This is a genomic window from Marinobacter sp. RI1 (assembly GCF_041155085.1).
Taxonomy (GTDB): Bacteria; Pseudomonadota; Gammaproteobacteria; order Pseudomonadales; family Oleiphilaceae; genus Marinobacter; species Marinobacter nauticus.
The window spans coordinates 2,014,042-2,033,666 of the sequence record NZ_AP031605.1 but is presented as its reverse complement, the minus strand read 5'-3'; the positions used below and the strand labels follow the sequence as shown (position 1 = coordinate 2,033,666).

18 protein-coding genes and 1 tRNA gene are annotated in these 19,625 nt (G+C 54.2%); 1 reads left to right on the top strand and 18 read right to left on the bottom strand.

Annotated features, from left to right (window positions below; all coding sequences use genetic code 11):
* Window positions 1-258 precede the first annotated feature (258 nt).
* Window positions 259-1,827 (bottom strand): hyalin, encoded by a 1,569-nt coding sequence (locus tag ACAM27_RS09095; protein WP_369611817.1) that lies wholly within the window; start codon window positions 1,825-1,827, stop codon window positions 259-261.
* 155 nt (window positions 1,828-1,982) lie between these two features.
* Here ACAM27_RS09095 and ACAM27_RS09090 point away from each other — a divergent pair, with 155 nt between their 5' ends.
* Window positions 1,983-3,722 (top strand): ATP-binding protein, encoded by a 1,740-nt coding sequence (locus tag ACAM27_RS09090; RefSeq protein ID WP_369611816.1) that lies wholly within the window; start codon window positions 1,983-1,985, stop codon window positions 3,720-3,722.
* Here ACAM27_RS09090 and ACAM27_RS09085 read toward each other — a convergent pair.
* The 17 genes from ACAM27_RS09085 to rpsB all read right to left on the bottom strand — a co-directional run bounded on the left by ACAM27_RS09085 (window position 3,719) and on the right by rpsB (window position 19,507).
* On the bottom strand, window positions 3,719-4,330 hold the full coding sequence (locus ACAM27_RS09085; protein ID WP_369611815.1) for a response regulator: 612 nt from the start codon (window positions 4,328-4,330) through the stop codon (window positions 3,719-3,721). The two genes, ACAM27_RS09090 and ACAM27_RS09085, sit on opposite strands and share 4 nt — an antisense overlap.
* 409 nt (window positions 4,331-4,739) lie before the next feature.
* Window positions 4,740-4,816, bottom strand: a tRNA-Met gene (locus ACAM27_RS09080).
* Window positions 4,817-4,885: 69 nt separating this feature from the next.
* Window positions 4,886-5,569 carry a ribonuclease HII gene (gene rnhB, locus ACAM27_RS09075; RefSeq protein ID WP_183581249.1) on the bottom strand — a complete coding sequence of 228 codons (684 nt, stop codon included), beginning with the start codon at window positions 5,567-5,569 and terminating at the stop codon, window positions 4,886-4,888.
* Window positions 5,569-6,747 carry a lipid-A-disaccharide synthase gene (gene lpxB / locus ACAM27_RS09070; RefSeq protein WP_121208629.1) on the bottom strand — a complete coding sequence of 393 codons (1,179 nt, stop codon included), beginning with the start codon at window positions 6,745-6,747 and terminating at the stop codon, window positions 5,569-5,571. The genes rnhB and lpxB overlap by 1 nt, the downstream gene beginning before the upstream one ends.
* Before the next feature lie 18 nt (window positions 6,748-6,765).
* Window positions 6,766-7,557, bottom strand: a complete 792-nt coding sequence (gene lpxA / locus ACAM27_RS09065; RefSeq protein WP_121208628.1) for an acyl-ACP--UDP-N-acetylglucosamine O-acyltransferase — start codon at window positions 7,555-7,557, stop codon at window positions 6,766-6,768.
* The gene (gene fabZ / locus ACAM27_RS09060) at window positions 7,557-7,994 is read right to left on the bottom strand and encodes a 3-hydroxyacyl-ACP dehydratase FabZ (protein WP_011785996.1); all 438 of its coding nucleotides are present in this window, start codon (window positions 7,992-7,994) and stop codon (window positions 7,557-7,559) included. Before fabZ ends, lpxA begins: the two co-directional genes overlap by 1 nt.
* Window positions 7,995-8,005: 11 nt before the next feature.
* Window positions 8,006-9,031 carry a UDP-3-O-(3-hydroxymyristoyl)glucosamine N-acyltransferase gene (gene lpxD, locus ACAM27_RS09055; protein ID WP_369611814.1) on the bottom strand — a complete coding sequence of 342 codons (1,026 nt, stop codon included), beginning with the start codon at window positions 9,029-9,031 and terminating at the stop codon, window positions 8,006-8,008.
* Window positions 9,032-9,072: 41 nt separating this feature from the next.
* Window positions 9,073-9,570: an OmpH family outer membrane protein gene (locus ACAM27_RS09050; protein ID WP_153741586.1), complete on the bottom strand. Its 498-nt coding sequence runs from the start codon at window positions 9,568-9,570 to the stop codon at window positions 9,073-9,075.
* A gap of 43 nt (window positions 9,571-9,613) precedes the next feature.
* On the bottom strand, window positions 9,614-11,932 hold the full coding sequence (gene bamA / locus ACAM27_RS09045) for an outer membrane protein assembly factor BamA (protein ID WP_222449120.1): 2,319 nt from the start codon (window positions 11,930-11,932) through the stop codon (window positions 9,614-9,616).
* A 45-nt stretch (window positions 11,933-11,977) separates the two neighbouring features.
* A complete protein-coding gene (rseP, locus tag ACAM27_RS09040; RefSeq protein ID WP_153741588.1) occupies window positions 11,978-13,327 on the bottom strand; it encodes an RIP metalloprotease RseP in 1,350 nt (449 codons plus the stop codon).
* Between the two features lie 49 nt (window positions 13,328-13,376).
* Window positions 13,377-14,561 carry a 1-deoxy-D-xylulose-5-phosphate reductoisomerase gene (ispC, locus tag ACAM27_RS09035; protein WP_369611813.1) on the bottom strand — a complete coding sequence of 395 codons (1,185 nt, stop codon included), beginning with the start codon at window positions 14,559-14,561 and terminating at the stop codon, window positions 13,377-13,379.
* Window positions 14,558-15,403 carry a phosphatidate cytidylyltransferase gene (locus ACAM27_RS09030; protein ID WP_036148938.1) on the bottom strand — a complete coding sequence of 282 codons (846 nt, stop codon included), beginning with the start codon at window positions 15,401-15,403 and terminating at the stop codon, window positions 14,558-14,560. Before ACAM27_RS09030 ends, ispC begins: the two co-directional genes overlap by 4 nt.
* A 19-nt stretch (window positions 15,404-15,422) precedes the next feature.
* On the bottom strand, window positions 15,423-16,193 hold the full coding sequence (gene uppS, locus ACAM27_RS09025; RefSeq protein ID WP_369611812.1) for a polyprenyl diphosphate synthase: 771 nt from the start codon (window positions 16,191-16,193) through the stop codon (window positions 15,423-15,425).
* Window positions 16,194-16,255: 62 nt separating this feature from the next.
* Window positions 16,256-16,813, bottom strand: a complete 558-nt coding sequence (frr, locus tag ACAM27_RS09020; protein ID WP_031210096.1) for a ribosome recycling factor — start codon at window positions 16,811-16,813, stop codon at window positions 16,256-16,258.
* Window positions 16,814-16,882: 69 nt separating this feature from the next.
* The gene (gene pyrH / locus ACAM27_RS09015) at window positions 16,883-17,611 is read right to left on the bottom strand and encodes a UMP kinase (protein ID WP_011786005.1); all 729 of its coding nucleotides are present in this window, start codon (window positions 17,609-17,611) and stop codon (window positions 16,883-16,885) included.
* 180 nt (window positions 17,612-17,791) lie between these two features.
* Entirely contained in the window at window positions 17,792-18,661 is an 870-nt protein-coding gene (gene tsf, locus ACAM27_RS09010) for a translation elongation factor Ts (RefSeq protein WP_014421998.1), read from the bottom strand.
* A gap of 93 nt (window positions 18,662-18,754) precedes the next feature.
* Complete coding sequence (gene rpsB, locus ACAM27_RS09005) at window positions 18,755-19,507, bottom strand: 30S ribosomal protein S2 (RefSeq protein ID WP_011786007.1); 753 nt, start codon at window positions 19,505-19,507, stop codon at window positions 18,755-18,757.
* Window positions 19,508-19,625: the final 118 nt, after the last annotated feature.

The window sequence follows — 19,625 nt, the reverse complement described above, 5'->3', positions numbered from 1 at the left end:
AATCGGCGCCGATGATGATGCGAATACCGTCATTTTTATACATACAAAATCGTCATTTTTCCGTCACTAGAAAGCAAGACGGAAACCGGAAGGAATGAAGGAATACCAAGGAAATCGTAGAGAAAAGCAAACAAAAAAGGCAGACCAGTGACACTGATCCGCCTTGATAAGAAGAGGGCCTGAACCAGGCAATTGATTGTGAGCGGAGGATTTGTACCGGGCATAACGTTCGCCCGGTATTCCTCCGCCCTGAGTCTGTCAGTCGATGATGCTAGAAGCAGCTCCGGGATTGATATCCTTGAGGAGAATCGTGCCTTGCTCTGTACCATCGGACACCCACGGCTCAAAGCCCTGACTGCCATCATTTGCGAAAAAGAAGTACTTGCCTTCGAGTGATCCCGTGAACGTTGGCGGCACCTGGTACGCAATCGGAATCAGCGGAGAAGGTATGGAGTCTGCGCCAGCCGTTTGGTCGTTGATATCTTTGACTAGCTGGGTTCCCGGGTTGTTACCGTCGGTTTTCCATAGCTCGATGCCGAAATCAGCGCCGCCAGAACCCTCGGCTGTTGCTGTGAAGAAGACCGTGCCGTCCACATCCACTAGGTTAAAAGCTTGAGAAAAGGAATTCGCTCTACCCGCCGGACCGCGCAGAGCCCCACCGATTCCTGTTGAGCCGCTAGTGTTACCCACGTAGAAAAGATACGGAGGAACTCCGGAGTCGCGCGTTTCCACAGGCATAAATACACCCAGTGAGGTGCCTGTTAGATTTTGTTGATAAGGACGGCTGCCCTCTCTAGCAGTCAGGTTAGTCACCGTACTGCCGTCATACTCGAAAATATGCAGACCAGCAGTCGAGTCCGCCACGAAATACACCTTGCCGTTGCTGGCCACCACATTCTGGGTGATATCCAGCCTTACTGTGTTGCCGCCATCATCAAACGAAATTTCCTTGATAACGCCATTCTGATCAAGCTCGTAAAGACGGGTTTCTGCATCGGTTGTATTGAAGCGCCCGGTAAACAGAAGCTTGCCGTTGTAGCCCAGCCAATCACCATCTTCAATGAGTTCCGGATATTTCGCCAGCGTACTATTCGGGTCGTTAGTCGTGTCATTGTTGGTCGCGATCTTCTCCGTCCCGACTAACGTACCATCAGTGAAGTAGATATCGCCGGCAGCCTGATCAAAAAAGAACAAACCGTCATCCACAGAAGTCAAAGACGTTGGAGACGTATTGCTTGTTGGGTTCCCATTAATATTTGACGACAGCACTTGTGTATTTCCGGAAACGGGGTCATAAACTACCAGCTCGCGGCCAAAGCCATCGACCACTGCATTCATAAACAATTTTCCAGCCGCCGGCACCATATTGTGTGGCTGACCATTGCCATTGGGATAGATATCCGCAACACGCTCCGTGCCCGCGCCGGTTCCGTCAGTGGCCCAGAGCTCCACATCGCCATTGCTATCTTTGCCCGCGAAGTAGAACGTGCCGTCCAGCTCCGCCATGTAACCGCTGCCAAAACGCCCAACTTCAAAACCGTTGCCGCTGTCATCAACAATTTTGATCGTACCGTCAGGGGTACCGTCGGTTTTATACAAAAACTCGCTCGGGGCCGCCCTTAGGGCTGTGACCCCTCTGAACTGTACCAATGAACCACCACTATCTGACGCGGCGAAAACCAACAATCCACTACCACTTTCTGTAGCAGGGTCGCCGGCACCATTGTCATTTGCACCGGAACCGGACGAGCCGCCTCCACAGGCGACCAACATGGTTACCGTACCGATCGCGACGGCCAATTGACTAATTTTCCAAACTGTTCTCATAATTCCCTCGATTGCTGCGCTAGTACACGGACTACCGATTTAAGCATTGGATTAGTAACGACTTCTTCACCCAGATGGGTGAATTTGGTGAGACAGGCCGTATCAAACTCAGCAACCGAGTGAGATTGAACCAACACTGTAAGACTGAGCTAATCATGCCAGCAATATTGCAACGTGCATTAACTGAAAACCGCCAACGCATTCTCCAGCAAAGACATAACCTGTTCATGGACGAGGTGGGGTCTCGCATGGTGCTCTCATTTTTGATTGCAGCGTGCCTGCCAGCTTTGTTTTTTGAGGAAAACTACCAAATCAAGTTTGCGGTGTGGTACGCAATGCTGATTGTTGTTGCAGGGCTGTCATTCGGTTTGATAGGTGTTTACAAAGCCAACCGTCAAAAAGAATCTTTAAAAATCCATAAGTGGAATAAATTAAACTTATTTATGGCCTTTATTTGGGCCATTTTATGGTCAAGCTTACCTTTTATATTTCTACAAAACGCTTCCCAAGAAGCATTGCTAACAAGTCTTGTAATCTTATCCTTGGCCACCTCGATTCCGTCGGTTTCCATGGGTGTTTATCCTCTAATTTTCATCAGTTTCATCTTACCTGTATATTTTGCTTGGTTTTTGTTTACGTTAATTTATGCACCAGAAGCTCCTTTTATAATTAAGACTATCCCCCTAATCAGCCTTATTTCGTTAGTAATATTCAGCATTTTTGTTCACCGTACTCAAATAAGCAACATCGCACTGCGCATTCAAGCTGAACAGGACCGCGAACGCGCTAGCAGAGCAAGCGAGAGCAAAACTAGATTCCTTGCCACAGCTAGCCACGACCTGAGGCAACCACTGCAGGCCGCGACCTTATATACAGCTATTCTAAAAAATGCAGCCAACCAAAACCATGATATTATCGCCAAGCTGGACGCTTCCATTTCATCGTGTAATGAGCTATTAGGACAACTATTAACCTTTTCGCAATTACAGTCTGAAAAGCTAAAGCCCCAAAAACGTATTATTGACTTGCAGAAGACCATACAACCATTGATTGATGATGCGTCTCATCAGGCATACATCAAAGGCATAAAAGTAAAAACAGAAAATTTGAAAGGGCATCATATTTTCACAGATGATGTCATGTTCTGCCGAATAATCCGCAACCTGATAAACAACGCGGTTAAATACACAAAACAAGGCCGTATCAACATTAGCGTCCAACAAGAAGGTGCCCAATTGTTCTTGAAAATCTCAGATACGGGTATTGGTATTGACGAAGCATATCATTTCGAAGTTTTCGAGGAGTACATTCAAATTGATAACGATCGACGCAGCCTACAGAACGGAATGGGCTTGGGGCTGGCTATCGTTAACCGCTTGAGCTACCTGTGCGACATTCCAATCGAGATGTTTTCGCGCAAAGGCGATGGCACCACCTTTACTCTGAAACTTCAAGCGGCAACTGCACAACAGCCCAATATTTCAGATGAGACAACCACACCAAACTTAACATTTGAGTCAGTGACAGTATTATTGATCGATGATGACAAAAATATAACTGAGGCACTGAGTGGATTTCTGAGCGATCTCGGGGCAACGGTCTCAGCGCACCAATCGCTGGAAACGGCAATTCGAATGCTTGAGGAAGCGAGGACCGCACCCTCAATCATCATTACCGATGATCAGATCGGGGAGAACGTCAGTTCAAGCACAGTGATCAGCGCACTGAATAAACTTTTTGATCACGCTATACCCACACTTATCATAACGGGTAACACTAGTACTGCATTCATGAACTCTTTACCAAAAGGCATCGATGTCCTGTTCAAGCCCGTTAAAGTAGAAACATTGACATCGAAAATGAAGGAAATGCTTACACTAGACAATGCTGTCTAAATCAACCCTAACTGTTGGGCTTTTTTGATACAGGAAGTACGGTTCGACACATCCAGTTTCTCATATATTAATCGGAGATGGGTCTTAATCGTATTTACACTCACGAAGAGCCGACAAGCAATTTCTTTGTTATCAAGCCCCTCCTGAAGCAACGCCAAAATTGCCATCTGTTGGCGAGAAAAGTTCGGTACCTCTCCAGCCTCAGCCCTGGACATCAGGCTAAAGGATTCGGAGTAATAACGGCGCCCCGCCATAATTTCACGAATAGCATAAAGGATTTTGTCTGCTGGCTCACTCTTATCTATAAAACCATCTACTTTTAGTTCCATCGCACGCCTTATAGTCGATTCATTAGCGGAGCCGGAGCAAACAAGTACTTTTGTCTGTCCGACCAATCGCCGTGACAAACTCAATAACGTTAGACCGTCCATTTCAGGCAGCGCGTAATCCAAAATAACTAAATCATACCTCGATAAAAGTTCCAGGTTGTCATCCAACACATGCGGAGAGTGGCAAGTTCTTATTAGTGAATTGCTGAAGGCTCTTGCTAGAGTTATTCGCAAAGCATCAGAAAACAGCTGATGGTCATCAACAATTAAGATTTTCAACCGTACGACCTTATCGATTTTTATTACTACTTATTCAGACACCAATAGCGGTGTAAAATATGCCATCGGTTACCAGAGGGCTGACCGCCTCGAACAAAATACGACTCCTGACAAGAAGCTGCTATGCGCAAAGCAGCCAAGCTCAATCGCCAGTTTTATTAATTTTATAAGCGACTATCAAAAGAAAACAGCCCCTACACCAGTTCTAAGTACCTGCCAGTCGCTGTTTAGTTTTGGAATCCTATATTTCTCGAAATTAATTAGCATGGGATAGTCAATACTATAAATACAAAAAACTAGACTGGCAAGCAAAACTACCAATACAGATAGGGAGTATAAGACAGAGAATCCACTGCCCGAAATGCAAAAAAGGCAGGCCAGCTAACCACTGACCTGCCTTTCTTTTATATGGTAGCGGGGGCTGGATTCGAACCAACGACCTTCGGGTTATGAGCCCGACGAGCTACCAGACTGCTCCACCCCGCATCAAACTGTTTGTTAACTGGGTTGCCCCTGTCAACGTGGCGCGTATACTACCGCCGGCCCCGCACCCTGTCAATCGATATTTTCAAATAAATCGGCAGGATAGTTCAACTCCTGAACAGACGCGGACGAACCTCCATAAACCCCGACGGCATCCAGCGCCATTTTTACCGGCCGAAAGGATCGGCGATGCTCCGGGGTCACCCCAAGGCGATTGAGCGCCTCGAGATGCACAGGCGTGGGGTACCCTTTGTGCTGGGAGAGCCCAAAACCCGGAAACCGGACATCCAACGCCTCCATCTCGCGATCTCGCGTCACCTTTGCCAGGATAGAGGCAGCACTGATCGCCTCAACCCGACTATCACCTTTGATCACGGGCTCGGATGGCCACTGCCACTTCGGGCAACGGTTCCCGTCCACAAGAACGTACTCCGGGGCTATCGAGAGCCCTTCAACGGCACGCTTCATGGCCAGCATTGTCGCCTGATAGATATTCAGCTCGTCGATTTCACTGGCCTCGCATCGGCCCAGGCTCCAGGCAGCCGCGTTTTCCAGAATATCGTCATATAATCGCAGGCGTTTCTTTTCGGTAAGCTTTTTGGAATCCGCCAGCCCGGGGATAGGCCGCGCTGGATCAAGAATCACAGCGGCCGTCACAACCGCTCCGATGAGCGGGCCGCGCCCCACTTCATCCACACCGGCCAGCAGCGAGCCGCGATAGGAACATTCAAAAGGAGGTAATGCCTTGGCCGCCATCAGCTTCGGGACTCCAGCAGCTCAGACACCGCTGCCGCCGCACGTTCGTCGGCGCCCTGGCGCAGCGCCTGGTGCAACTCCAGAAACGCCTGATGCAGCCTGTCGCGCTCCTGTTCGTTTTCCAGCCTTTCCAGAACCGCCGCCCCCAACTTCTCCGGCGTTGCGTCGTCCTGTAACAACTCGGGCACCAGTTGCTCCTGGGCCAGCAAATTAGGAAGCGCCACCCAGGGAACCTTGACCAATCTGGACAGTATCTTGTAACTGAAATCGCTGAGCCGGTAACCTACCACCATCGGTTTTTTCAGTAACATCGCCTCCAGTGTCGCGGTACCCGACGCCAGCAGCACCACATCGCTGGCAGCCATCACCTCCCTCGACCGACCACGAACCAGCGTGACCGGCAAGCTCACCTCCAGGGATTCAACCAGCTCACGCACCTGCCGCTCACGATCCCGATTGACGCAGGGAATAACCAGCTGCAGATCCGGGCGACGTGCCTGGAGCCAACGGGACGCTTCGAGAAACAGAGTGCCGAGGCGCTCAACCTCACCACCCCGACTACCCGGCAACACCGCCAGCACAGGTTTATCCACCTCAAGACCGAGGCTCTCACGCGCAGCCAGAGTATCCGGTTCCAGCTCTATCCTGTCAGCCAGGGGGTGCCCCACAAACGACACGGGCACATGATGCTCCTCATAAAACCGGGCCTCAAAGGGGAACAACGTCAGCATAAGGTCCACAGACTTGGCAATCTTGAAGATACGCTTCTGGCGCCAGGCCCAAACCGAAGGACTTACGTAGTGTACCGAGGGGATGCCTGCTTCCCGGCACCGACGTTCGATGGCCAACGTAAAATCCGGTGAATCGATTCCAATCACAACATCCGGAGGGGTAGTAAACAGATAATCCAGCAAGCGCGCACGGATACTGAACAGCTCACGGATCCGGCCAAGCACTTCCACCAGCCCCATCACGGAAAGCCGTTCCATTGGCACCAGCGAGTGAAACCCCTCAGCGATCATTTCATCACCGCCGATTCCGACAAAACGAGCCTTCGGGTAACGCTTTCTTAGCGCACGAATCAGTCCGGCACCGAGAATATCTCCCGATGCCTCGCCGGCAATGATGGCGATGGTTCGCCCTGAGAATGTGGCCGAATTGGCCTTTAGCTGTGTCACCAGCGGCCTCCGGCTGGCTTAACGGATGATGCCGCGATCCGCTCCCTTGAGCGAGTCAATCAGCGGGAGAACCTCAGGGACATCGGCAAAGTTGCGCTCAAGCTCTTCGATGGCCTGCTCGGTCGTCAGACCCTGGCGGTAGACCACCTTGTAGGCTCTGCGGAGACTCAGGAGCGTATCCTTGGCAAAACCACGACGCTTCAGCCCTTCCACATTCATTCCATGAGGTTGGGCAGACTGGCCGCTAGCCATGACATAGGCGGGAATATCCTTGAGCACGATACTGCCCCCGGCAGCCATGCTGTGGGGCCCGATATGGCAGAACTGATGCACCATGGTACCGCCGCCCAGAATGGCATGATCTCCTACCGATACATGCCCTGCCAGCGTGGCACAGTTGGCCAGAATGGTATGGTCGCCGACAATACAGTCGTGGGCCACGTGCACATAAGCCATCAGCAAATTACCATTACCGATCCTGGTCTCACCCCGGTCCTGAATGGTGCCACGATGAATAGTGCAATTCTCGCGGATAACATTGTCATCACCAATGACCAGCGTGGTCGGCTCACCGGCGTATTTCTTGTCCTGGCATTCTTCGCCGATGCTGGAGAACTGGAAGATTCGGTTGTTGCGGCCAATCACCGTCGGCCCCTTGATGACCACGTGAGAGAGAATCTCGGTACCTTCACCAATCTCCACCCCAGGACCAATATAGCTCCAGGGGCCAACCGTCACGTTATCCGCCAGTTTGGCTGACGGGTCCACAATCGCTTGAGGATGGACACCCGACCAGTCATTTGTCGCCATCAAACTTCTCTCTCAGCGGTAAGTATTTCTGCCACGCACACTACCTCGCCATCTACGAGGGCACGGCAATCAAACTTCCAGATACCGCGCTTGCCAGAGATAAACTCAGACTCCATATCCAAGCGATCACCCGGTAAAACGGGGCGCTTGAAACGCGCTTTACTGGATCCAGCCAAATATTGTACCACGCCGTCCGACGGTTTCCGTTCCACAGTCACAAAACCAAGAATCCCCGACAGTTGCGCCATGGCTTCAATAATCAGGACACCCGGCATAATCGGATTGTCCGGAAAGTGACCGGTAAAAAAGGGCTCATTGAACGATACATTCTTGTACCCCTTGATCGACTTCCCTTTTTCGACCTCAGTCACCCGATCCACCAGCAAAAAGGGGTAACGGTGCGGCAGGTACTCCAGAATTTCATCGATGTGCATCATCTTGATCGGCCTCAGCCCTCTAATTTCTTTTCCAGTTCTTTGATCCGTCGCGCCAGAGCATCCAGTTGACGAAAACGGACGGCATTTTTCCGCCATTGGCGATTGGTATCCGCACTGGTGCCGGAGGAGTAGACCCCCGATTCACGAATATCACCGGTTACCAGGGTCATGCCGGTGAGGTGAACCTGGTCGGCTATTTCAAGGTGACCAGCCACGCCAGAGGCGCCACCAAACACGCAGTGATTGCCAATCCGGGTGCTACCTGCAATTCCGACTTTCGCCGCCATTGCGCTGTGATCACCAATCTGTACGTTGTGGGCAATCTGAATCAGGTTGTCCAGCTTTACGCCGTTGCCTATTGTAGTGTCGTCCAGGGCGCCACGGTCTATGGTGGTATTGGCGCCAACCTCCACGTCATCGCCCAGCACCACGGCACCAAGCTGCGCGATGCGGTGCCAGACGCCTTTTTCGTTGGCAAAGCCGAAGCCGTCGGAACCAACCACCGCACCACTGAGAATGTGACAGCGCTTACCGACTACCACATCATGTGCAAGCGTGACCCGGGGCCGAAGGATACTGTCGTCCCCGATACTCGCTCTCGCACCGACAAAACCACCTGCACCGATCGCTACGCGCTCACCAATACAAACCCCGGCCTCAATCACAACATGCGGGCCTATGGATGCAGATTCAGGAATACTGGCAGACTCATCAACCACGGCAGTTGGATGAATGCCCGGGGAAGCCTTGGGAGCCGGATCAAACCAATGACTGAGGTGAGCATAGCCCAGGTAGGGATTGTCCACTAACAGGACATTGGTCGGAACATCATCCGCCGCAGCCGAGGACACAATCACCGCTGACGCCCGGGTATCTTTCAGGTATTTGGCATAGGAGGGATTTGCCAGAAAACTGATCTGGCCCGGAACCGCCGCCTGCAAGGTGGCAAGCCCGGTAATACGGATATCGGGGTCTCCCCGGAGGCTCGCTCCCAATGCCTCGGCAATCTCCTGCAGCCGATAGGACTTCTGTGTCATCGTTTTCTCCAAACACAGGGGCCGGGGAGCCCCTTTCTACATCACTGGTTCAGTTTTTCAAGCAGTTGTGTGGTCAGATTCATCTCCGGCTTAACGTAAACCACCGCTTCGCTGGGCAGAATCAGATCAAGGTCATTTTCTTCCAGGAGTTCCTTCACAGCGACGTCTACCTCAGGGCGCGCACCTTCCAGAAACTGCTGCTTGCGCTGGTTAACGGTGGCGTCGAGGCGTTGCTTGAGGAAATTAAACTCCTTTACCTTTTCCTGAAACTCGGCGGCCAACTGATTACGCTCGCTCTCGTTCATCATGGCGCCATCCTTCTCCAGCCGATCCTTTAACTTGCGAGCGGCCTCCTGAGCTTCACGCACCTGGGCTTCGTCGCCGGCAAAATCCTGCTGGAGTTTTTCGCTGAAGGCCTGGGCATCATTGGAAGAGAACAGGGCCTGGCGCAGATCCACCACACCAATACGGGTCTCCGCCGCCACCTGGGCCGAGAAGGCCATAAGAGCGGCGGCAAGGATAGTCATCAAACGGGTCATCAATCTTCTCCTTTGTTTCATTCTTTCTTTTTTTATAGCCCGGTCAGAACGTCTGCCCCAGTGAGAACTGGAAGACCTGGGTATCGTCACCGGATTTATCGTTCAGCGGCTTGGCCAGACTGAAAGCCAATGGACCTACCGCGGTGATCCACTGGAAACTGATACCGGCTGAAGTCCTTACCTCACCCAACTCAGGGTCAAAACCTCTTTCGGTATCAAACACCTGACCGGCATCGACAAAGACGGACGTACGCATCGAACGCGAATCTCCTGCAAAAGGCGTCGGGAAGATCAACTCCAGCCCGCCTTCTGTCAGAACGTTACCACCGAACGGATCGGGATCCGAGAAGTCGCCTGCTGCACGCTCCGCCTTGTTACCCAAAGAGTTTGCTTCATATCCCCGAACAGAGCCATAGCCCCCGGAATAGAAATGCTCGAAGAACGGCATCTGACTGCGGTCACCGTAACCGTCCCCATACCCGATCTCCGATCGCGCTCTGAAGACCCAGTTGGCGGAATCCGTCAGCGGGAAATAGAAATCCGTTTTGTGGGTCGCCTTGTAGAAGGTCAGGTCACTGCCTGGAACAGCGACATCCAGCGACAGGGAATGACTGTAACCGTTGGTTGGCAGGACACCTCGGTTGAGCGTACTCCGCCGCCAGCTACCAAACAGGAAGTAATTGGTGAACGAATCCCCTTCTTCGGCGATAAAATCGCGAACTTCCTGGGCTGAGAATACGCCCGGCTTAATATTTGACTGGGTAACGCCAGCACCGAAATTCAACCGCGTAATAGAATCGGTCGGATACCCGAACGTAACCCGGCCACCGTACTCATCGAGCAGGTAAGAGGAAATGTCCTCTTCTTCGTAATCGGTTTCTCGGGCAAACAGACTAAAGCCCCGACTTACTCCGTCGACCGTGTAGTATGGATCCAGGTAGGAAATATTGGCGCTCTTTACCGAATCACTGAAGTTCACACCAAACGAGACGCGCTTACCGGTACCGAAGAAATTATTCTCGGACACCGACGCACCCAGAATCACACCCGAATTCTGCGAGAAACCCACCGATGCGGACAAGCTACCCGTTGGTTGCTCCTGCACGCTGTAGTTCACATCGACCAAGTCATCGGTGCCGGGTACCGGGACCGTTTCAACATCCACAGTCTGGAAGAAACCCAGGCGCTCAAGACGGGTCTTGGAGAACTCAATGCGGTCGGACGAGGCTACCCCGCCCTCCATCTGGGTCATCTCCTGGCGCAGCACCTCGTCCTTAGTGGACACGTTGCCGTCGAAGTTCACCCGGCGTACATAGGCCCGCTTGCCGGGCTCCACGAAGAAGGTAACCGCAGCTGTATTGTCTTCACCCGGCTCCGGTACCGCATTGACGTTGGCAAACGCATAGCCTTCGCGGCCGAGCCGGAACGAGAGCGCTTCGGAAATCGCCGTCATCTGTGCACGGGAGAATACATCGCCTTCTTTAACCGGAATGAATTTCCGGAGCTCCTCCTCACCGACAATCAGCTCACCGCGCAAGCGAATGTCGGAGATGGTGTACTGGGGGCCTTCATTGACGGCGATGGCGATAAAGACTTCCTGCTTGTCCGGCGAGATGGACACCTGGCTGGATTCAACGTTGAAGTCCAGATAGCCGCGATCAAGATAAAACGAACGCAGAGACTCCAGATCCCCGCTCAGACGTTCCCGGGCGTATTTATCTTTGTTGGTCAGCGAGTTCCACCAGCTACTGGTACGCAACTCGAAGAGGCCGATGAGTTCTTCATCACTGAAATCTTCGTTCCCAACAATATTGATGTGCTGAATGGCAGCGACAGAACCCTCGTTGATGTCCAGGCGAATGGCAACACGGTTCCTGGGTAACTCTTCCGCGGTGGCTTTTACCCTTGCGTTGTAGCGGCCCTGGGCGATGTAGGAGCGAAGGATCTCCAGTTCCAGTTTCTCCAGGGTAGCACGCCGAAATACCTGACCTTCCTCCAGGCCCGCACCGGCCAGGGCATCCATCAGCATCTCGGTTTCGATATTCTTGTTACCCTCGATCTCAATGGAGGAAATCGACGGGCGTTCACGCACCGACAGAATCAGCACACCCTCATCACGACTGGCCTGAATATCCGTAAACAATCCGGTCCGGAACAGATCCTTGATGGCGTCGGCCAACCGGGTCTCGTCCATACGCTCGCCGATGTTCACCGGAAAAGCCGAAAACACAGAACCCGCTGAAACCCGCTGAAGGCCCTCTACCTCGATATCCGCAACCGTGAATTCATCCGCCAGCGCTGGCTTTATACCGGTTGCGGTAATTGCTAGGCCAACGGCTACAGCTAGAAGGGAACGTCTCATTCAGTTATTTCGCCTGGTTAATGTGCGGTAAGGAGCCCGCAATTCTCACAACCGCATCAGGTCGTTGTAAAGAGCAAACACCATTAAAGTCAGTATCAAAGCCATACCGATTCGTAATCCAAAGGCCTGGGCCTGCTCGGAAAGTGGCTTCCGGCGAATGGCTTCGATGGTGTAGTACACAATGTGCCCACCATCCAGAACCGGAACGGGGAGCAGGTTAAGCACGCCAAGACTGACACTCAGATATGCCAGAAAGCGCACAAAGTCTTCGAACCCCGAGCTGACACTCGCCTCGGCAACCCGGGCAATGGTAATCGGTCCACTGAGATTGGTCGGAGACAGCAGCCCGGTGACCATTTTTTTAATCGCCACCAGGGTCAGGCGTGTGTCGGCCCAGGTTTCATTCACAGCATTCGGTATCGCCGCCAAAGGCCCGTAGCGGACCTCCCGCAACAGTTCGTCAGGCCAGTTCACTGCGCTTACGCCGGCACCTACGAAACCAACGACCTGACCATCCTCAAGCGTTCTCGAAGCAGGTGTTACCGGAACATTCAATTCATCGCCAGAGCGCTCGATGGTCAGTTCCAGAGTCTGTTCCGGGGCGTTCCGAATATGCTCCACCAGAGCGAACCAGTCCGGTACCGGCTCGCCATCAACAGCCAATATGCGGTCACCGCCTTTCAGCCCGGCCGCATTTGCCCGGCCATCGGCAGTCACCTCACCCAGCACCGCGGGGACATCCGGACGCCAGGGGGATATCCCGAATTCCGCCAGCGGGTTCGGAGTATCATCACTCAGACGCCAACCGTCCAATGGACCCGCTACAATGCCCCTGGAACCATCCCGGGAAATCTCCAGCGAAACCTGACCGTGCTCTCCCGCCCTTTCGAGCAGCCGCATGTTCACGTCTCGCCAGGAGGTCACCCTATGGCCGTCAACGGCATGGATTTCCATCCCGCTTTCCAGCCCTGCCCGTTCGGCAACGCTGCCCTGAGCCACCTCGCCAACCACTGGAGCGACGGTGGTAACGCCAACAACACTCAACACCCAGTAAGCGAGAATCGCGAACAGAAAATTGGCAATAGGCCCGGCAGCCGCAATGGCGATGCGCTGGGACGGAGGTTTCGAGGTAAACGCCTGCTCACGCAGCTCTTCCGGTACCGGCCCTTCCCGCTCATCCAGCATTTTCACGTACCCCCCCAGGGGGATGGCCGCTACCGCATATTCGGTTCCGTGACGGTCATACCACGAAAACAGAGGCTTGCCGAACCCCACGGAAAAACGAAGCACCTTCACACCGAATCGGCGTGCCACCCAGAAATGGCCGTATTCGTGCAGCGTTACCAGGATTCCGAGGGTAAGCGCCAGTGCCAGTACGGTTTGAATGATCTGCATAGACGTTCCGGTTTATGGCTGAATGAGCGGCCTGTCAGGCCCAGGGACGTCAGACAGCCAGCAGGCTGATCTGTTCCCTGGCCCGGCGGCGAGCCTCGGCATCTTTCGCGAAAATAGTGTCAAAGCTGTCCGCCGGCACAACGTCTGTGGCCGTCAGGGTTCGCTCTATAATAACGGGGATATCGGCAAAGCACAGCCGGCCTTCCAGAAACGCCGCCACTGCAACCTCGTTCGCGGCATTGAGAACCGCAGGCGCTGTACCGCCTGCAGCAAAGGCTTCGGCCGCAAGGCGCAAACAGGGGAAACGCTGCAAATCCGGGCGTTCAAAGTGAAAACGGCCAATGGCGAACAAATCCAGGGGCGCGACACCAGCCTCAATACGCTCAGGCCAGGCCAGACCATTGGCAATGGGGGTGCGCATATCCGGGCTTCCCAACTGGGCAAGCACCGAGCCGTCGGCATATTCAACCATGGAGTGAATGATGCTTTCGGGGTGGACATGAACCTGCACGTTTGCCGGCGAGGTATTGAACAGCCAGCAGGCTTCAATCAACTCCAGGCCTTTGTTCATCAGGGTTGCAGAGTCCACAGAAATCTTCTGACCCATTGACCAGTTAGGGTGGGCGCAGGCCTGGGCCGGCGTCACCGCCCGTAAGTCCTCAACCGCATACTCCCGGAAAGGTCCACCGGAGGCGGTCAGAAGGATACGGGTAATACCCGCGCCGCAAGGGTCTCGCACCTTGTCTGCCGGCATACACTGAAAAATGGCATTATGTTCAGAATCAATAGGCAGCAGCTCGGCACCGTGGCGCTCAACCGCATCCATAAACAGTTTGCCGGACATCACCAACGCTTCTTTGTTGGCGAGAAGAACGCGTTTGCCGGCCCGGACTGCGGCCAGCGTTGGCGCCAGGCCGGCAGCGCCGACAATGGCAGCCATCACGGTGTCCGACTCCGCCGAAGCCGCCACCTCACAGAGCCCCGCTTCTCCCGCCAGCACGCGGGTCTCGGGCATATCCGCCAACAGCGCCTTCAGGCGTTCAGCAGCTTCTGCATCGGCCATCACCGCAACGGCCGGTCGAAATTCACGGCACAGGGTTGCCAATTCATCCGCCCGGGTTCCTGCGGTCAGGGCATACACTGAAAAACGGTCTGGATGCCTGCGAATAACATCCAGGGTACTCAAGCCAATGGAGCCCGTTGCGCCGAGAACCGTAATCGAGCGTTTCGTCATGCCACGACCTGGCCGGCGGTCAACCAGCCCAACAGAGTAATCATCAGGGCAAATACCGGAATGGCCGCGGTGAGGCTGTCGATACGATCCATAATGCCGCCATGCCCGGGCAGCAGCTGACTGCTGTCCTTGATGCCTCGAAAGCGCTTCAGCATGCTTTCAAGTAAATCGCCAAGAACCGAGACAAAACCGGTCACCAGACTTGCCACCACCAGCAGCATGGCTTCCGCGACACCTGCGTTGGCCAGGAGGCTGGCCACAATGGCGAGTAAGGCCACTGCAGCCAATCCTCCCCATACGCCAGCCCAGGATTTGCCGGGACTGACGCGAGGCGCCAGCTTGGCTTTACCAAAGGCGCGGCCGGCAAAATAGGCGCCGATATCAGCCACCCACACCACCAGAAAAATATACAGAATAACGACCAGATTGTTGGCCACGTCGCCAAACTGGAAGCCGCCATTGCGAAGGTGATTCAGGCCCACCCACGCGGGCACCAGCACCATGAACCCCATCAGTGCCCTGACCGGGATAGCGCCCCAGCGCTCGGATCCGGCGGGATACCGTCTGACCAGCCAGAAACAAACCAGCCACCACGCAATCGCCAGCCAAAGCACCAACAATGCTGGCAGGTCACCCAGGGCATAGAGAAGCGCCGCCATAACCAGTGCATACCCGACGCGTCCGGGCTGGCTTTCGATTCCGGACATATTGGCCCATTCCCAGGCCCCTAACGCGATGATGGCGCCGGTAAACAGGGCGAACCCCAGAGGCGGAAGGAAAAAAATACCACCGATTGCAATCGGCGCCAGGATGAGTGCGGTAATGATTCGGGTTTTAAGCACGGTATTGGTCGCTTGGTCGTTATTGTTGTGCAGCGCGAGCAGCAATCTGGTCGTCGGTCTGACCGAAACGGCGCTGTCGATGGGCGTAGGCATCAAGTGCCTTGAGCATTTGCTCGCCCTTGAAATCCGGCCAGAATACGTCGGAAAAGTAGAATTCAGTGTAGGCCAGATGCCACAACAGGAAATTGCTGATGCGTTGTTCGCCCGCCGTCCGGATAAGAAGATCGGGCATGGGCAGATCACCGATGCTCAGGTGTTCCTGGATCAGGTCATCGGTGATATCTGACGGTTCCAACTGACCCATCCGCACCTGCTCCGCTACCTTGCGGGTCGCCTGGGTGATGTCCCAGTGGCCACCGTAATTGGCCGCAATCACCACCGTCATACGGGTATTGTCACGGGTCAGCGCCTCGGCTTTCTCCATGTGCTCCTGGAGCGCCGGGTTGAAGGCTGAGCGGTCGCCGATAATCCGCAGCCGAATGTTGTTGCGGTGCAGTTTTCGGACTTCCCGCTCCAGCGCGATCAGGAACAGACGCATCAGCGCCGATACTTCATCCTTGGGCCGGCGCCAGTTCTCGCTGGAAAAGGCAAACAGGGTCAACACTTCCACGCCCTCTCGGGCACAGGTTTCCACCACCGCCTTGACCGCATCCACCCCGGCCTTGTGGCCCGCCACTCCCTTCAGCCGGTGCGCTTTCGCCCAGCGGTTATTGCCATCCATGATAATGGCGACATGCCGGGGGCAGTTATCTGCTGCCACCGGAATTTCTGCGGTAACTTTTGCCGTCATGAAATCCTCTGTGCGGCGGGACGACCCCGCCGCTGATCCTGCTCCTGAACGAACCCTGGGGATTAAACCGCCATCAGGTCCTCTTCCTTCGACTTCAACATCTTCTCGACTTCCGCGATGTATTTGTCGGTGAGCTTCTGAATTTCATCTTCGCCACGATGCTGATCGTCTTCGCTGATTTCCTTTTCCTTCACCAGCTCTTTGATCATGTGATTGGCATCGCGACGAGCGTTACGAATCGACACCCGACCGTGCTCGGCATCGGCCTTGGCCTGCTTGACCATTTCCTTTCGGGTTTCTTCGGTCAGCATCGGCATGGGCACCCGGATGATGTCGCCACTGGTGGCTGGATTCAGGCCCAAGTCAGACGTCATAATCGCTTTTTCAATCGTGGGTACCAGATTCTTTTCCCAGGGCGCAACCGTCAGCGTCCGGTTGTCTTCCACGTTCACGCTGGCCACCTGCTTCAGCGGTGTTTCCTGACCGTAGTAGTTCACCATTACGCTGTCCAGGATCGCCGGATGGGCACGTCCGGTACGGATTTTATTGAAAGCCGAGTGCAGAGCTTCCAGGCTCTTTTTCATCTTCTTTTCGGCTTCAGCTTTGATGTCGTTAATCACGTCAGCTTCCTCAATTCGTTCGTCTGGTTCCATGCAGGAAGCCGGCACTTCAGGCGCCGGCAGCCTTATTCATTCAATCAATGTGCCTTCCCGTTCCCCGGTCACAATGCGCGTGAGCACACCGGGGCGGTTCATGTCGAAGACCCGCAGCGGCATACCGTGATCCCGCGCCAGGCAGATGGCCGTGAGATCCATCACGCCCAGTTTCTTGTCCAGAACCTCATCATAGGTCAGGTGGTCGTATTTTACTGCGGTAGGATCAAGATGGGGATCGGCCGAGTAAACGCCATCTACCTTGGTTGCCTTCAGAACAGCGTCAGCTTCAATTTCAATGCCACGCAGGCAGGCTGCAGAGTCCGTGGTGAAGAACGGGTTGCCGGTACCCGCACTGAAGATGACCACATCACCTTCCTTGAGATCCCGCACCGCACGGCGACGGTCATAATGCTCAACAATACCGCTCATGGGGATAGCAGACATCACGCGGGTACGGATGTTCGAGCGCTCCAGCGCATCACGCATGGCCAGGCCGTTCATGACCGTGGCCAGCATCCCCATGTGATCTCCAGTCACGCGATCAAGGCCTGCCGCATTGAGGGCTGCACCGCGAAACAGGTTGCCACCGCCAATGACCAGCCCCACTTGAACACCAATGCCAATAAGGGCACCGATTTCCAGGGCCATACGATCAAGAACTTTGGGATCAATACCGAAATCGTGCTCTCCCATCAGGGCTTCGCCACTGAGCTTGAGCAGAACACGCTTGTATCTGGGCTGGTTTTTCGAAGATGTCGGCATGGTGGTCCCCTTCTCGTCTGTTGGCTATCCGGCGCAAACCCGTTGCAGGCTTGTATCTGACATACTCCTCAAAAAAGGGGTATCTCAGATACAAGCCCGCCACGAAAGCCGGGCGAACCCGGCTGACGTGGCAGACTCAGGTGGCACTGCCATATTGCACGGCAGTGCCTCGAAGAGGAATCAGGCCTTGCCTGTGCCAGCGGCAGCAGCCACTTCAGCAGCAAAATCCACTTCTTCTTTCTCGATGCCTTCACCCACTTCCAGGCGAATGAAACCAACCAGGTCGCCACCGGCCGACTTGATCAGGTCACCCACTTTCTGGTCCGGGTTCTTGACGAACGGCTGCTCAACCAGGCTGTTTTCAGCCAGGAACTTCTTGATGCGGCCACCCATCATCTTTTCAACGATCTCAGCAGGCTTGCCTTCCATATCCGGCTGGGCCTTGATGATCTCTTTCTCTTTTTCCAGCTCTTCAGCCGGCATGTCGTCAGGCTTGCCAACGCGCGGGTTAACAGCAGCAACGTGCATGGCGATATCGCGAGCCAGCTCTTCGTTACCTGCAGTCAGGGCAACAACGGAAGCGATCTTGTTGTTGCTGTGCACGTAACCACCCACAACCGGGCCTTCAACCTTGATGATGCGACGAACGGTGATGTTTTCACCGATCTTCTGAACCAGCGCCTCACGCTTGGCTTCCAGGTCGCCTTCCATCAGCTTGGCAACGTCAGTTTCGCCCTTCTCGAAGGCAACATTCAGAACGTCGTTGGCGAAGTTCATGAAGTTGTCGTCGCGAGCAACGAAGTCAGTTTCGGAGTTCACTTCCAGAATGAAGGCCACGGTGTTGTCGTCAGACACCTTGACCAGAGACACGCCTTCAGCGGCAGTACGGCCGGCCTTCTTGGCGGCTTTCAGACCGGAAGACTTGCGCAGCTCTTCAATCGCAGTTTCAACATTGCCTTCAGCTTCAACCAGTGCTTTTTTGCACTCCATCATGCCAAGGCCAGTACGCTCACGCAGCTCTTTGACCATTGCAGCGGTAATTGCAGCCATGTTCAATCCTCTTGTCTTTTCCGAATTCGGTGGGGAGGTATACCCGCATATACAGGCGGGCATACCTTACAACTCAAACGTTAAGCCTGGATGTTACTCGGCGGCCGGAGCAGCGCCTGCAGCATCTTCGCTGACTTCAACAAACTCGTCAGCGCCAGCGCCGGCAGACTGGGAAGCTTCCAGACAGGTATCGGCAACGGCTTTCACGTAGATCTGGATAGCGCGGATGGCGTCATCGTTACCCGGGATTACGTAATCAACACCATCGGGATCGCTGTTGGTATCAACAACACCGATAACAGGAATACCCAGCTTGTTGGCTTCCTTGATGGCGATACGCTCGTGGTCTACGTCGATAACGAACAGGGCATCCGGCAGGCCACCCATATCCTTGATACCACCGATGGAGCGCTCGAGCTTATCCATCTCACGGGTACGCTCAAGGGCTTCTTTCTTGGTCAGCTTGTCGAAAGTACCGTCCTGGCTCTGGGCTTCCAGATCACGGTAGCGACGGATAGACTGACGGATGGTCTTGTAGTTGGTCAGCATACCACCCAACCAGCGATGGTTAACGTACGGCTGACCGGAACGCTGAGCTTCTTCCTTGATGATCTTGGAAGCCGCGCGCTTGGTACCAACAAACAGGATCTTGTTCTTGTTCTCAGCCAGAGACTGAATGAAGTTCAGCGCTTCATTCATGGCCGGAACAGTCTGCTCCAGGTTGATGATATGAATCTTGTTACGGGCGCCGAAGATGAACTTCGACATTTTCGGGTTCCAGTAGCGAGTCTGGTGACCGAAGTGAGCACCTGCCTTGAGCAGGTCACGCATATTTACCTGAGCCATGATATTTACCTTTTAGCTTCGGGTTAGTCCTCCACGCGTCCGATTGCCCCAACCAGCCTCCTTTAAACAGGAGCCGGCACCCTGGGACAACGTGCTGACACGTGTGTGAATTTGCCGG

What these genes read in the sequence shown, in the direction of transcription:
- lpxD (WP_369611814.1), bottom strand. Translation starts at nt 9,031, where the DNA reads ATGACACAGAAGTCCTATCGGCTGCAGGAGATTGCCGAGGCATTGGGA.
- bamA (WP_222449120.1), bottom strand. Translation starts at nt 11,932, where the DNA reads ATGAGACGTTCCCTTCTAGCTGTAGCCGTTGGCCTAGCAATTACCGCA.
- ACAM27_RS09090 (WP_369611816.1), top strand. Translation starts at nt 1,983, where the DNA reads ATGCCAGCAATATTGCAACGTGCATTAACTGAAAACCGCCAACGCATT.
- pyrH (WP_011786005.1), bottom strand. Translation starts at nt 17,611, where the DNA reads ATGCCGACATCTTCGAAAAACCAGCCCAGATACAAGCGTGTTCTGCTC.
- rnhB (WP_183581249.1), bottom strand. Translation starts at nt 5,569, where the DNA reads ATGGCGGCCAAGGCATTACCTCCTTTTGAATGTTCCTATCGCGGCTCG.
- fabZ (WP_011785996.1), bottom strand. Translation starts at nt 7,994, where the DNA reads ATGATGCACATCGATGAAATTCTGGAGTACCTGCCGCACCGTTACCCC.
- ACAM27_RS09095 (WP_369611817.1), bottom strand. Translation starts at nt 1,827, where the DNA reads ATGAGAACAGTTTGGAAAATTAGTCAATTGGCCGTCGCGATCGGTACG.
- tsf (WP_014421998.1), bottom strand. Translation starts at nt 18,661, where the DNA reads ATGGCTGCAATTACCGCTGCAATGGTCAAAGAGCTGCGTGAGCGTACT.
- rseP (WP_153741588.1), bottom strand. Translation starts at nt 13,327, where the DNA reads ATGCAGATCATTCAAACCGTACTGGCACTGGCGCTTACCCTCGGAATC.
- uppS (WP_369611812.1), bottom strand. Translation starts at nt 16,193, where the DNA reads ATGACGGCAAAAGTTACCGCAGAAATTCCGGTGGCAGCAGATAACTGC.
- lpxA (WP_121208628.1), bottom strand. Translation starts at nt 7,557, where the DNA reads ATGGCGACAAATGACTGGTCGGGTGTCCATCCTCAAGCGATTGTGGAC.
- ispC (WP_369611813.1), bottom strand. Translation starts at nt 14,561, where the DNA reads ATGACGAAACGCTCGATTACGGTTCTCGGCGCAACGGGCTCCATTGGC.
- rpsB (WP_011786007.1), bottom strand. Translation starts at nt 19,507, where the DNA reads ATGGCTCAGGTAAATATGCGTGACCTGCTCAAGGCAGGTGCTCACTTC.
- ACAM27_RS09050 (WP_153741586.1), bottom strand. Translation starts at nt 9,570, where the DNA reads ATGACCCGTTTGATGACTATCCTTGCCGCCGCTCTTATGGCCTTCTCG.